The 13,260-nt window shown below is 49.9% G+C and carries 9 protein-coding genes; 1 reads left to right on the top strand and 8 read right to left on the bottom strand.

Annotated elements, in window-relative coordinates; translation table 11 throughout:
- Positions 1 to 6 precede the first annotated feature (6 nt).
- On the bottom strand, positions 7 to 1,638 hold the full coding sequence (groL, locus tag NZM01_07530) for a chaperonin GroEL (GenBank protein MCS6959884.1): 1,632 nt from the start codon (positions 1,636 to 1,638) through the stop codon (positions 7 to 9).
- A 13-nt stretch (positions 1,639 to 1,651) separates the two neighbouring features.
- Positions 1,652 to 1,963, bottom strand: a complete 312-nt coding sequence (groES, locus tag NZM01_07525; protein ID MCS6959883.1) for a co-chaperone GroES — start codon at positions 1,961 to 1,963, stop codon at positions 1,652 to 1,654.
- A 161-nt stretch (positions 1,964 to 2,124) separates the two neighbouring features.
- Between groES and purL the strand changes: the two genes are divergently transcribed.
- Positions 2,125 to 4,359: a phosphoribosylformylglycinamidine synthase subunit PurL gene (purL, locus tag NZM01_07520; GenBank protein ID MCS6959882.1), complete on the top strand. Its 2,235-nt coding sequence runs from the start codon at positions 2,125 to 2,127 to the stop codon at positions 4,357 to 4,359.
- Here purL and NZM01_07515 read toward each other — a convergent pair.
- The 6 genes from NZM01_07515 to NZM01_07490 all read right to left on the bottom strand — a co-directional run.
- On the bottom strand, positions 4,310 to 6,049 hold the full coding sequence (locus NZM01_07515) for a hypothetical protein (protein MCS6959881.1): 1,740 nt from the start codon (positions 6,047 to 6,049) through the stop codon (positions 4,310 to 4,312). The two genes, purL and NZM01_07515, sit on opposite strands and share 50 nt — an antisense overlap.
- A gap of 3 nt (positions 6,050 to 6,052) precedes the next feature.
- Positions 6,053 to 6,769 carry a phosphoadenylyl-sulfate reductase gene (locus NZM01_07510; protein MCS6959880.1) on the bottom strand — a complete coding sequence of 239 codons (717 nt, stop codon included), beginning with the start codon at positions 6,767 to 6,769 and terminating at the stop codon, positions 6,053 to 6,055.
- Positions 6,770 to 7,555, bottom strand: a complete 786-nt coding sequence (locus NZM01_07505) for a pentapeptide repeat-containing protein (protein ID MCS6959879.1) — start codon at positions 7,553 to 7,555, stop codon at positions 6,770 to 6,772.
- A 77-nt stretch (positions 7,556 to 7,632) separates the two neighbouring features.
- The gene (locus NZM01_07500) at positions 7,633 to 8,643 is read right to left on the bottom strand and encodes a phosphate ABC transporter substrate-binding protein (GenBank protein MCS6959878.1); all 1,011 of its coding nucleotides are present in this window, start codon (positions 8,641 to 8,643) and stop codon (positions 7,633 to 7,635) included.
- A gap of 6 nt (positions 8,644 to 8,649) precedes the next feature.
- Positions 8,650 to 9,717, bottom strand: coding sequence for a phosphate ABC transporter substrate-binding protein (locus tag NZM01_07495; GenBank protein MCS6959877.1), 1,068 nt, complete (start codon positions 9,715 to 9,717; stop codon positions 8,650 to 8,652).
- Between the two features lie 7 nt (positions 9,718 to 9,724).
- Positions 9,725 to 13,260 (bottom strand): response regulator (locus tag NZM01_07490; GenBank protein ID MCS6959876.1); only part of this gene is annotated, 3,536 nt, incomplete at its 5' end.

Raw genomic sequence — 13,260 nt, 5'->3', positions numbered from 1 at the left:
TTTGGTTTAGTAATCCATATCGGCACCAGCACCGCCACCAGCAGGAGCAGCTTTCTTCGGCTCAGGCTTGTCTACCACAATACATTCGGTAGTCAGAACCATGCTGGCAATGGACGCAGCGTTTTGCAATGCCGATCGGGTCACCTTAGCAGGGTCAACAATACCGGCGGCAAACATGTCGACGAACTCTTCCGTAACAGCGTTATAGCCAATGGGATAATCTTTTTCCTTCAGGCGTTCTACAATCACATCGCCATTTTGCCCTGCGTTGTAAGCGATGCGCAGCGCCGGCGCGGAAATAGCCCGCAGCACAATCATGGCACCGGTGAGTTCTTCCCCGCTTAGGTGTTCTTTCGCCCAGGTTTCCATTCCTTTAGCCGCATGGATGAGGGCAGCACCACCACCGGGCACAATCCCTTCTTCCAAAGCAGCTTTGGTGGCGTTGATGGCATCTTCTAAACGCAGCTTGCGGTCCTTCAATTCTGTTTCTGTAGCGGCACCGACTTTGATCACAGCTACCCCACCCGACAACTTAGCCAGGCGTTCTTGCAGTTTTTCCTTGTCGTAGGTGGAGTCCGTTTCTTCTAACTCCTTGCGAATTTGCTCACAGCGGGCTTTCACTTCTTTTTCATGACCTTCAGCCACGATCGTGGTGTGTTCCTTGGTCACGGTCACGCGGCGAGCACGACCGAGCATGTCTAGCTTGACAGCTTCCAATTTCATGCCCACGTCTTCGCTGATCATCTGCCCACCAGTGAGGATGGCAATGTCCTGGAGCATAGCTTTACGGCGGTCACCGAAGCCAGGGGCTTTCGCAGCAGCTACACTCAGTACACCCCGCAGCTTGTTTACCACCAGAGTGGCAAGGGCTTCTTTTTCGATGTCTTCGGCAATAATCATCAAAGGCTTGCCAGCCCGAGCAACTTGCTCCAAGACGGGCACGAGGTCTTGAATGAGAGTGATCTTCTTATCGGTAATTAAAATGTAGGGGTCTTCCAAAACTGCTTCCATGCGTTCGGAGTCGGTGACAAAATAGGGCGAAATGTAACCCCGATCGAAACGCATCCCTTCCGTGACCTCTACCTCGGTGGTCATGGACTTGCCTTCTTCTAGGGTGATGACCCCCTCCTTGCCCACCTTTTCCATCGCTTCGGCAATCATTTTACCGACCGCCTCATCATTGCCAGCGGAAATAGAGGCTACTTGGGCAATACCAGTGGAACCCTCAACCTGACGGCTCAGTTCTTTGATGCGCTGGCAGAGGTATTCTGTGGCTTTGTCAATACCCCGCTTGAGGAGAATGGGATTAGCACCAGCCGCAACGTTGCGTAGCCCTTCCTTGATCATGGCTTGGGCAAGGACTGTAGCAGTGGTAGTACCGTCCCCCGCTACGTCATTGGTCTTGGCAGCAGCTTGGCGAATCAGCGAAACCCCTGTGTTTTCAATGTGGTCTTCTAATTCAATCTCTTTGGCGATCGTCACACCATCATTGATGATCTGGGGAGCACCAAACTTTTTCTCTAGCACCACATTGCGCCCCTTGGGACCAAGGGTAATAGCTACCGCTTCTGCCAGGGCATCAATCCCACGCTCCAGGGCACGGCGTGCTTCTTCTTTGTAGATGACTTGTTTTGCCATTCCTATTCCCTCCTTAAGATAAAGTTGCTAAGATGTCTTTCTCTGACAGCAGTACGTAGTCATCGTTGCCGATCTTGAGGTCAGTACCGGCGTACTTGGAATAAAACACCCGATCGCCTACTTTGACATCAACAGGTTGGCGCTTGCCGTCATCATTGACTCTGCCATTGCCCACCGCTACTACTTCACCAATCTGGGGCTTTTCTTTGGCAGTGTCAGGGAGAATAATTCCCCCCGCCGTCTTTTGCTCTTGCTCTAGTACCTTCACCAGCACCCGATCGCCTAGGGGTTTCACGCTGGCTACACCTAAAGTCAATGTCGCCATAGCTAATCTCTCCTTCCTCTTTAGTTTGGGGGGATTAGCACTCTCCCCCCACGACTGCTAATGTAACGAAGAGCAGAGCTAGTAGCAATTGCAACAGTGGTAGGGTTTACCGTACAGATTTGGCATAGAATTGTAAGGACTCGTGCTACTTGTCAAATTGTATGTCTACATCACCAACCAAACGGGAAGGCTTGACTACCCAGGAATATGAGTTAGTTTGTCAAAAACTCGGCAGGGAACCCAATCAGGCGGAGTTGGGTATGTTTGGGGTGATGTGGTCGGAGCATTGCTGTTATAAGAATTCCCGGCCTCTATTGCGTCAGTTTCCCACCCAAGGGGAGCGGATTTTAGTAGGACCAGGGGAAAATGCTGGCGTGGTCAAAATCAGTGATGATATAGCTGTTTGTTTTAAGATTGAGAGTCACAATCGTCCCTCGGCGGTAGAACCGTTCCAGGGAGCGGCAACGGGGGTAGGGGGCATCCTCAGGGACATCTTGACGATGGGAGCTAGACCGATCGCCATTTTGAATTCCCTGCGCTTTGGTGACCCTCAGGATGCCTGGGTGAAAACTCGCATTAAGGGGGTAGTAGCGGGCATTGCTCACTATGGCAACTGTGTGGGAGTACCGACGGTGGGGGGGGAAGTGTATTTTGATCCCGTGTATAACCGCAATCCCCTGGTCAATGCCATGGCGATCGGGATTTTGCAAACAGGTACACCGGTCAAATCGGCGGCAGCGGGGGTTGGCAATCCAGTCTTGTATGTGGGAGCAACAACGGGGAGAGATGGTATCAAGGGAGCCAGTTTTGCCAGTGCGGAATTAAGTGGCAATTCAGGGAAAGATCGACCGGCGGTGCAGGTGGGTGACCCATTTCTGGAAAAGCTGCTGATCGAGGCTTGTTTAGAGGCATTTGCCACGGGGGCGGTGGTAGCAGCCCAGGATATGGGGGCAGCAGGTCTTACCTGTTCCAGTGCGGAGATGGCAGCTAAGGGGAAGGTAGGTATTGTCCTAGACCTCGATCGTGTCCCCGCCCGCGCTAGCAACCTGAGTGCCTACGAGTATCTGTTGTCGGAATCCCAGGAAAGAATGTTGATGGTTGTAGCAAAAGAGAGAGTGGCGGAAGTAGTTGCTATTTTCCACCGCTGGGGACTGGCAGCAGAGGTAGTGGGGGAAGTGATTGCTGAACCGATTTTACGGGTTTTCCATAAAGGTAAAATTGCCGCGGAAGTACCACCAAGAGCGCTGGCAGAAGAGACACCGGTTTATCATCGTCCCCTGCCTGATACCCCTAGTTATGTGCAAACCTGCTGGCGTTGGACAGAAAGTGAATTGCCCCCAGACGACCGATCGTTTTCTGCTATTCTCTTATCTTTACTTGCTAGTCCCTCCATTGCCTCTAAGCGGTGGATCTATCGCCAGTATGACCATCAGGTCTTAAACAATACGGTCATTCTACCGGGGGAAGCAGATGCCACAGTCATTCGTCTGCGATCGGTTGTTAACTTAGACCATCACACCGATCTGGGATTAGCAGCCACAGTGGATGGCAACGGGCGGTATGTTTATCTTGACCCCTACGAGGGGGCACGGTTAGCAGTGGCGGAAGCAGCTCGCAATCTCAGCTGTGTGGGGGCAGAGCCCCTGGCAATTACGGACAATCTCAATTTTGGTAGCCCGGAAACCCCTGTCGGTTATTGGCAACTCCATGAAGCCTGCCGTGGTATTGCTGCTGCCTGTCGGGAATTGGGAACACCAGTGACAGGGGGCAATGTGTCTTTGTACAACGAAACGATCGATGACCAGGGTCATGCCCACGTCATTTATCCCACTCCTGTAATCGGCATGATTGGTTTAGTGGCAGACATCAGACAAACGGTAAGACAGGGTTGGCAACAGCCAGGAGATGTCATTTACTTACTGGGACGAGCGGATGCCAGTTTAGCGGGGTCGGAATATTTAGCTGGCAGAGGATTGATTACCGGCAGACCATTGGCGGTAGATATGCAGTTAGAAAGACAAGTGCAATCTGTCTGTCGTGCTTTGATCAAGCAGGGCATCGTGAAATCAGCCCACGATTGTAGTGAAGGCGGTTTAGCTGTGGCTCTGGCGGAATGTTGCCTGACTGGCAGTCTAGGCTGTACGATCGACCTTTCTATCTTACCCCTCTCCCTTTCTTCCCTGTCTTTATTATTTGGTGAAAGTCCTAGTCGTATCATTGTCTCTGTCAGTCCCGACCAGGAAGATGAATTGATTAACCATGTACAAGCCCATCTCGCCGGCCACTTCTATCGTTTGGGTACAGTCGCAGAACACGATCGGTTTGTCGTCCAGAATTTACTAGATGTCAGTCTGCCGCAGATGCAGGAGTCCTATTATTCTCTGCAGTGGGATTGAGAAAATCGCTCAGCCAAAATACAGCCGTGGCCAGCAGTCCTGCCAACAACCAGCCCCCCACCCCCAAAGGCAGCATACCCGATCGTCCTGTTTGTATCCACACCATTTGGAGGACAACACAAATTACGATTACTGCTAGCCAGGGATAAGACTGTCGCCAAGATAGCTGGCAAAAGCTACAAGCCAAGGCCAATAGACTAAAGTTAAACACTGTCCATGCCAAACTGACAGAACCGAAGCGAAAGGTAACTGCAGTTAACCCACAGATTGTGAACGTAGTAATTAGAAACTTTTGCCACCAACTCCTATCTAACAACTGCCCACTCACCGTAACAGCACCAGGAGCAACGGGAACAACCAACAGACACCATGACAAAAGCAAAGGCAGACAGATAGATGACCAAACTATCTGTACAGGTGTAACAGTGAGAAGTTTTAACCCGTTATTTATTGTCAAGAGTAATACCGCTGACAAACCAGTACTAAAATTGAGTAACAAGACATAACGAAACCGATCGATTGCCGCCCTACTATGTAGAATTGCCTTCTGTAAAAGCCCCAAGTCTGGTTTAGCTAAAACTATTCCACACCGTCTCTGTAACGCCGGGTCAGCTTCAGCGCTACTCACTCCTATTGCCACCTTAGCTATTAGTTCTTGGTCCAAAGAATTATCAGATACCAAGGCCGCATCTGTCGGCAAGACCACACCCTCAGCAAAATAATGCAAAGGTATGTCTATATCTATCTCCCCCTTCTCCCCATGCCACAAACCCCGCCACTCTATACTACTGTCAAATCCTTTAGACATGTCGTAGGTGTTGAGGTCAACCACGATCGTTTTTATTTTACTCAAACTCCACAATAGGAAAGGCGATCGACACTGTGCTTCCGATGACAAACTGCCCATAGCCTCTCCCAGGGAATATCGGAGAAAACCCTGCCAATGCCACGGTACAGAGATAGCCAGTAAAAGATAAACAACTGTTGTACTTGCTGCCCCCAGGTGCCAGACCGCCAAAAGGCAGACAATGACCAACCAGCCTCCTAGCAGGTAGTAAAAGAGGGGAAAATGCTTCCCCAAATTGGCATAGGCAGAAGGAGGGGACTTATAGGTCTTGACTACTACCCCCATTGCTTCCCCCGCTACTACCAAGGAGTTGTGATAGACCATATTGCTCTGTTCTGGTAGGGGAATGTCCATTGGCAAGGGAGCTGTTGTATCTTTGACCTGTATCTGCCAGCGGTTATGTTCTTCTCTTGCCACCTCCAAGTCCTTCAAAACTACTAAGCGAACATCCACATCTACTTCACTGCCCGGTTGCAAACAGATGATGTCCCCTGGTGCCAAACTCTTGCTAGGGATGAGAATATAACGATCGTCCCGTTTGACAATCGCCTTGTGGGAAGTAGACTTGTCCCCCTTGCTCCGCCTAGTGAGCACCCGATCGAACAACCAATGACCACTGAGCACTACACTCACCATGATGCCTAGGCGGCTCAACAAAATTGAGCGTAAAGGTGCCCAGGCTAGTAGGATACCCGCCAGAATTACCAGTATGAGACCAAATAACTTGCTGCGACGACCTTGGCGAATACGGCGGCGGGCAATTGTATAAGTGATGCCAGAGGGTTGGGACTGCAATACCTGAAAGACCTTGTCAAGTTCCCAATAGTGCCACCTGGACTGCATCGCTTACGTGACATTGGCACGAACTAGCTCTCCCTGGGCAGTGACGTGTAAACCACACTCCTTGTTATCCTCTTCCCACCACCATCTGCCTGCCCGTAAATCTTCCCCTGGCTCGATCGCTCTTGTACAAGGAGCACAGCCAATACTGGGAAATCCCCTGTCATGGAGAACATTGTAGGGTACTTGATTAGTTTTAATGTACTCCCATACTTCCTCATGACTCCAGCGCAAGAGGGGATTTATTTTCACGATCGGACGCTTGCTCACAGGTATCACATCATTTTCCACTACATCCATCGTAGCCCGATTGGGGGTCTGGTCTGCCCGTACCCCTGTAATCCAAGCATCTAGGTCTGCTAAAGCCCGGCTCAAAGGTTCAATTTTTCTGACATAGCAACAGGTCTTGCGATTTTCCACACTGTCATAAAAGAGATTAATACCCTTTTCTTTCACCATTTGTTCCACTGCCGCCCGATCGGGAAACATGATACTTAGCTCCATCTGGGGATAGCGCCTGGTTGCCTTTGCCATCAATTGATAGGTTTCTTCGTGTAATCTACCAGTATCAAGGGTAAAGGCTTTGAACTTGCCCAAACGGGACAACATATCAATCAGTACCATGTCCTCCGCCCCAAAGCTACAGGCAAGGGCAATCCGGTCGCCAAATTTGTCCACTGCCCATTGCAGTATTTCTACCGTTGATTTATCTGCTAGTTCCATTTACACCTTCACCTCTGGATTAGTAAACTTAGAGCCATCTGCCATTGTGGTATTGTTAAAAGTAGCATGGTTGAACTCAGTCCCGATCGTGCTAGCATCCAGTAAAATCGCCCCTGTCAAATTCGCCCCTGTTAGATTGGCACCAATTAAATTTGCTCGACAGAGAATCGCATCTGTGAGGTCTGCCCCCTGTAGATTAGCGTTACTGAGTTTTGTCCCCACCAAAATCGCCTCCCGCAAGTTTGCCCCCTGGAGATTTGCCCCGCTGAGATTGGCACGACAGAGATTAGCCTCCTGGAGATTCGCTCCCCGCAGATTGGCAAAAATTAAATCCACCTCTCGCATGGTTGCCTGTTGTAGGTTAGCCCCTTCTAGTAGCCCATAAATCAAATCTGCCGCCGAGAGATTGGCACCGCTCAAGTTTGTGTTTGTCAGATTAGTATTGCGCAGCACTGTCTCGCGCATATCCGCCCCTTTTAAGTCAGCACTGGTGAGGTTAGCACAGCGGAGGTTTGCTCCTACTAGGTTTGCTCCTGTCAAATCCGCTCCCGTCAAGTCTGCCCCAATCAGATAAGTACTGATTAGGGTAATGTAAATCATTTCCGCATTACGCAGACAGGCTTCCCGCAGGTCAGCATTGCTCAAGTTAGCCCCACACAGATTTGCTTCCTCCAGTTCCGCCCCACTCAAATTGGCGTAGACCAGATTGACACCTTCTAAGTAACATTGGGGGCACTTCTTAGTTGCCAACAACTTCTGCCGCAGGAAGTTCTGCATTGTATCCATAAGTAAGAGGAAGCTAAGTTACTGTATCTTTTTATATTAGCCCCTTTTAGCTCTGCTAGTACAGTGATTTGCTGATATTAACGCAGCGGTACAAAACCTGCTTTGGCAATTAGTTCCTGTCCCTTGGGCGTGAGTAACCAGTTGGCATAAAAGTCCCCCGCCTGGCGATCGAGGTTGTCTTCATCCCTGGTGATTACAAATAACTTACGGGTAATTGGATACTCCCCCGATTGAAAGGCAGTAATGTTGATAGAATTGCGTTCCCCAGGACAGCGAGTGGGGGGGATGAAAGGTTCGGTGTAGGGTTTGACATAGTTACCTCTGGTTCTCCCCAAAGGCAAGGTTTTGACCGTACATTGGGGAACTACCTCCGGCGCTGTGGCATAGTAAATTCCCCCCACATTCTTGCTCACCTCCCTTAGACCAGGAGTGGTACTGTAGACAAACTGTACATTGCTACCAAAATCCTGCTTATCCATTACGTATTCCCAAAAGAACTCCACCGTGCCCCCATCACTCAAGCGCCGTGAGTAGGGAGTAATCGGCAAATCAGGACCGCCTACCTCCCGCCAGTTGCGAATTTTGCCCGTATAAATATCCCGCAGCTCTGCTACCGTAATCCCCTGCACTGGTAAACTATGGTTAACTGCCACCACTAACCCATCGATCGCTACATCTAGCTGACGCAGTCTAAAGCCCCTGAGTTGTGCTCTGGCTTGTTCCTTGTCGTTAATCGAGCGGGAAGACTGGGAGAAAGATAACTGCCGGTCAATCAGCATCTGAATCCCCGTACCCGAACCTGGTGTTCGCCCGATCGGGTCTACATAGCGTAATCTAAACTGGGGATAGTCCTTGGTAATCTCTGGATCGACAATGGCACGAATCGGTGCCCAAGTAGTACTGCCGCCATAGTTGAAGGTTCCTGTTGGTACGCTACTGTTGCTTCCCGTATTGACAATAGGGGGAGTTTGCTGACTAGGACCAGTACGATCGCGCAATAACCACCATAGCCCCCCCGCCAGGCCTGCCGTGATCAGAAAGGAAAGAGCAAGGACGATCGTCTCATTGGTGCTGGTCTCTTTTGCCATAGTTGCTTACCGTAGAGGGACATAGCCGGCTTTAGCAATTAAGTCTTGACCTTTGGGAGTGAGTAACCACTCCGCGTAAAAATCCGCTGCTTGCCGATCGGGACTGTTTTCATCCCTCATAATCACAAACAGCTTGCGGGTAATAGGGTAATCCCCCGACTGAAAAGCAGCAAAATTAACAGAGTTGCGCTCCTGGGGACAACGACTAGGGGGAACCAAGGGTTCGGCGTAGGGTTTGACATAATTACCTTTCTTTCTACCTAGGGGCAACGTCTTGATACTGCACTGAGGCACCACTTCTGGAGCAGTAGCGTAATAAATGCCCCCTGGATTGTCACTTACCTTGCGGAGAGCAGGCGTAGTGCTATAGACAAACTCGACATTACTGCCAAAGTTCTGTTTACCCAACACATACTCCTGGAAGAATTCAACTGTGCCCCCATCCTGCGGTCGCCGCGAGTAGGGAGTAATTGGTAAATCTGGTCCCCCCACCTGCCGCCAATTGCGGATTTTACCTAAATAGATGTCCCGTAGTTCTTCCACCGTAATTCCCTCTACTGCCAGATTGGGATTAACCGCTACCACAATGCCGTCGATCGCTACATCCACTTCCCGCAGGCGAAATCCCCGTGCCTGTGCCCTTGCCTGTTCTTCATCCTTGACAGAGCGAGAAGATTGGGCAAAAGATAACTGGCGGTCAATCACCATGCGAATACCTGTACCTGAACCCGGTGTACTGCCATCGAGGGGGTCAAGGTAACGCAAGCGAAACTGGGGATAGTCCCTAGCAATTTCTGGGTCAACTAACGCCCGAATTGGTGCCCAAGTTGTGCTCCCACCATAGTTAAAAGTGCCCACCGGTAGGGTAGGGGGACTGGGAGCAGCAGTGCTAGCTGGGGGTGGAGCGAGACTCACTGGCGGATTGGGAGCCGCAGGAGCATTTGCCGTCTGGTCAGCAGGCTTGTTGAAGTTGAAGGAACCCCTGAACATCCACAGTAACCCCCCTGCTACCCCCAATGTGATTAGAAAGGAGAGGGCTAAAACGATCGTCTCATGACTTTTTTCTTGCTGCATGTAGCACCTAGGAACTCATAATTTCCAAAATCTTGCCTGCTACTTGTCCCCGCAGTAGTCTCTTCGCTCCCTCTAGTACCTCTTGGTCAGTGTATGCTTTAACAAAGTAGGCTTTTGCTCCCATCTTAGCAGCATTTTCAATGTGCACCCGCTTACCTTGGGATGTCAACATGGCAACAGGAATCCGACGCAGTTGTTCGTCTTTCTGTAGTTTTTCCAACAACTGGAAGCCATTCATCTGCGGCATTTCCACATCGGAGAAGATCAAATCGCAAGACAACCCACTGGTGAGTTTGTCCCAGGCTTCCTTACCATTGCGGGCTTCTTCCACCCGATACCCCGCCTTTTCAAAGGTCTGTACCAGAGCTTTACGCATCGTCACTGAGTCGTCTACCACCAGTACCGTTGTTGACTTGTCTTTATCTGCTACCTCCGTCTGTACTTGTTCATACTTCGGTATAGCGATCGTGCCTGCTGCAATGGCAAACAACTCCAATACATTACAAATTGCCATCACGCGACCATCCCCTAACACTGTCACCCCTGCAATCCCTGGCGGTTTGGGAGCTGGTCCCTCAATCTGCTTGATGACTATTTCAATTTCCCCTTCAAACTTATCAACTTGCAGTGCTAGGAAATTTCGTTCCGATCGTAAGACAATGATAGAAATAATGTCATCCTCACTGTGCTTGATGAAGCCTAACCTGCCAATCTGCCTATTGTAGAAGAGCAAGTCTTGCAAAGGACGGAATGTTAACTCCCTATCCCGCCACATAAAACAGGGTAACCCTTCTGCATTCTTGTAGACCTTGTCTTGGGTAATTTCTACCACATCCTCAAAGCTGTCAACGGGGAAGGCAACGCGATTGCGATTGCATATACAGACAATTGCTTTGGAAATAGACAGAGTCAGAGGCAGTCTAATTGTAAAAGTTGTCCCCTTACCGATTGCGGATTCCACATGAATCGAACCCTTAATAGAGTTTAACTGGGTAACTACTGCATCCAGACCAACTCCCCGCCCCCCTTCTTCATCCACCTCTGCCTTGGTGGAAAATCCAGGGCGGAACAATAAACTGTAGGTGTCTTGGTCAGATAATAGGGCTGCCTCTGCCCTTGTCAAGATACCCTTCGTGATCGCACTCTGTCTGACTTTCTCTGGGTTGATCCCTGCACCATCGTCAGATACAGAAATGATCGTTTCATTACCCTGGTGATAGGCTTTGACTGTAATCTTCCCTTTAGGCGGTTTCCCCAGGGCTATCCGCGTCTCTGGGTCCTCAATACCATGTACCAGTGCATTGGTGATCAGGTGGTTGATGGGTGTGTTTAACCCCTGCAAGATCACCTTGTCGATCATAGTCTCTCTGCCGGAAATTTCAATGTCTGCTTGTTTTTTCCGCTTTAATGCCAGGTCTCGCACCTGCTTCGGCAAACGATCGCTGATTTCTGAGAAGGGTTCCATCCGCACTTGTTTGAGGTCGTCCTCAATCTGGGCAGTAATAGTCCCTAGTTGGCGGCTGACTTGCTCTGTTTCATCAATCACAAACTCTACGTCGGAGGCTGACTCTTTTACCCTAGTGATTAGTTCAATAATGTCCAAGGCTAGTTCATTGAATTTGTCATGTTTATCCAAGTCGTTGGCAATGATCGAACTATGTTCCTGTTCCTGATGTCTGCTGTCAGGAGTGAGGGTTAAACCTCTGCGCTCTTCCTTGAGGTAACGATGACCCAGAGTTTCCTCTAGCCGTCGCTCCATTAGAGAACGGTCGAACTCATCTCTTACCTTCTGCGCTACATCGTTGAGTTTATTGATCTGATTAAACAAATTAGCCAGGGATGCTTGTAAACGCTGTTGGTCTTGTTGCAAAAGGTTGCGGTTGACAATCAGTTCCCCCACTAGGTTGTTCATATTGTCCAAATACCGAACATCTACCCTCATGTTTTGCACCATTGTCGATCGGGGGGAAGGTCCAGGGGGCGGTGTAATGTTGAGGGCTGCTTTCGCTGCCACGGGAGATGCAACTTCTGCTGCTTTAGAAGGAGAAGGAGGAATGCTACTCAAGAGGGCATCTAAGTCATCAAAGCTGCTAGGGACAGGGGCTGGTTCCTCCAGCAGGGCTTCTAATTCTTGCAATTGACTGGCATCTACTTCCTCCCCCAGGAGGGACTCTAATTCAGCAAACACATCAGAGGTTACCTGTGCTTCCATAAGCTCATCTTTTTCCACCATTTCAGCACCAGTATCTTCGCCTTCTGCTGTAGAGCTTCCTCCAAGTAGTTGCACCAAGTCATCAATGGCATCAGGCAGTTCTTCTTCTCGATTATCTGTGTTGAACAGTTGGATCAGAGTAATTTCTCCTTCATCATCCTCCCTAGTTATTGTCTCCTGAGAGAAAAAAAAACCTGATTCATCCTCCTCATCCCCGCTAAAGGTACTGGCAATTTCCTCTATCTCCTGTTCTTCCATATCGCCTAGTAGCTGGGATAGCTCTTCTTCTATGTCAGTTGGTTTTAAGGATTCCTCTGGCATGCTAAATAGGTCTGTAAATTCTACTACGTCGGTTTGTTGGTCATAGGCACGGATGTTAAAACCTGACTCTTCTTCTTGCGACTCTACGGTAGCAAAGAACTCTGGCATTTCTTGGATAGTAGTTACGTCTTCTTCAGGGGTACTTTCCTCTGCCGCTGCTTCTGGTAACAAATCCTCAAGGCTTACTTCCTCCATCAACTCTTCTGGTATCTTAGGCTCTGCTGTAACGGTCGCAAAGAACTCTGGTGCACCTTGTAAAATTGTCATGTCCTCCTCTTCGGAGTAGCCAATTGCCTCTATCTGTTGCTCTACTGTGCTAACCTCTTCCGTCTCCCCCTCTTCGATCGCAGCAAGTATATTGTCAATTTCCGACTCTGTTCCAGAAACAGAGGGTTCGTCTTCTTCCTCTCCCAGCTCAGCCAGTAGATCATCTAGCGGGGTTTCTGCTGTTTCTGGAGCTGTAACGATAGGCTCGCCTACTACCTCTTCAACTGCCTCAAAGACATCTTCTCCTGCTAGCTCTTGACCAGCGAATAAATCATCGGTCGTGCTCTCTGGTGTTTCTCCTACCGCTGCCACGCCAAAGATCTCTACTTCTGACAGTTCCTCAGTCACTAGGTCATCGATCGTGTGCTCTGGGGTTTCTTCTACCGCAGCCAAGACCTCTGCTTCTGCTGGTTCCTGTGTCAGTAGGTCATCGATCGTGCTCTCTGGGGTTTCTTCTGCCGCAGCCAAGACCTCTGCTTCTGCTGGTTCCTCTGTCAGTAGGTCATCGATCGTGGTCTCTGGGGTTTCTTCTACCGCTGCCAAGACCTCTGCTTCTGCTGGTTCCTGTGTCAGTAGGTCATCGGTCGTGTGCTCTGGGGTTTCTTCTACCGCTGCCAAGACCTCTGCTTCTGCTGGTTCCTCTGTCAGTAGGTCATCGGTCGTGTGCTCTGGGGTTTCTTCTACCGCTGCCAAGACCTCTGCTTCTGCTGGTTCCTCTGTCAGTAGGTCATCGGTCGTGTGCT

The organism is Pseudanabaenaceae cyanobacterium SKYG29, from assembly GCA_025055675.1.
In the GTDB taxonomy this organism is placed as follows: domain Bacteria; phylum Cyanobacteriota; class Cyanobacteriia; order Pseudanabaenales; family Pseudanabaenaceae; genus M5B4.
Note: the sequence above shows the minus strand (reverse complement) of the source record. Positions and strands in the feature narration are given on the sequence as shown.

What these genes read in the sequence shown, in the direction of transcription:
- groL (MCS6959884.1), bottom strand. Translation starts at nt 1,638, where the DNA reads ATGGCAAAACAAGTCATCTACAAAGAAGAAGCACGCCGTGCCCTGGAG.
- groES (MCS6959883.1), bottom strand. Translation starts at nt 1,963, where the DNA reads ATGGCGACATTGACTTTAGGTGTAGCCAGCGTGAAACCCCTAGGCGAT.
- purL (MCS6959882.1), top strand. Translation starts at nt 2,125, where the DNA reads ATGTCTACATCACCAACCAAACGGGAAGGCTTGACTACCCAGGAATAT.
- NZM01_07515 (MCS6959881.1), bottom strand. Translation starts at nt 6,049, where the DNA reads ATGCAGTCCAGGTGGCACTATTGGGAACTTGACAAGGTCTTTCAGGTA.
- NZM01_07510 (MCS6959880.1), bottom strand. Translation starts at nt 6,769, where the DNA reads ATGGAACTAGCAGATAAATCAACGGTAGAAATACTGCAATGGGCAGTG.
- NZM01_07505 (MCS6959879.1), bottom strand. Translation starts at nt 7,555, where the DNA reads ATGGATACAATGCAGAACTTCCTGCGGCAGAAGTTGTTGGCAACTAAG.
- NZM01_07500 (MCS6959878.1), bottom strand. Translation starts at nt 8,643, where the DNA reads ATGGCAAAAGAGACCAGCACCAATGAGACGATCGTCCTTGCTCTTTCC.
- NZM01_07495 (MCS6959877.1), bottom strand. Translation starts at nt 9,717, where the DNA reads ATGCAGCAAGAAAAAAGTCATGAGACGATCGTTTTAGCCCTCTCCTTT.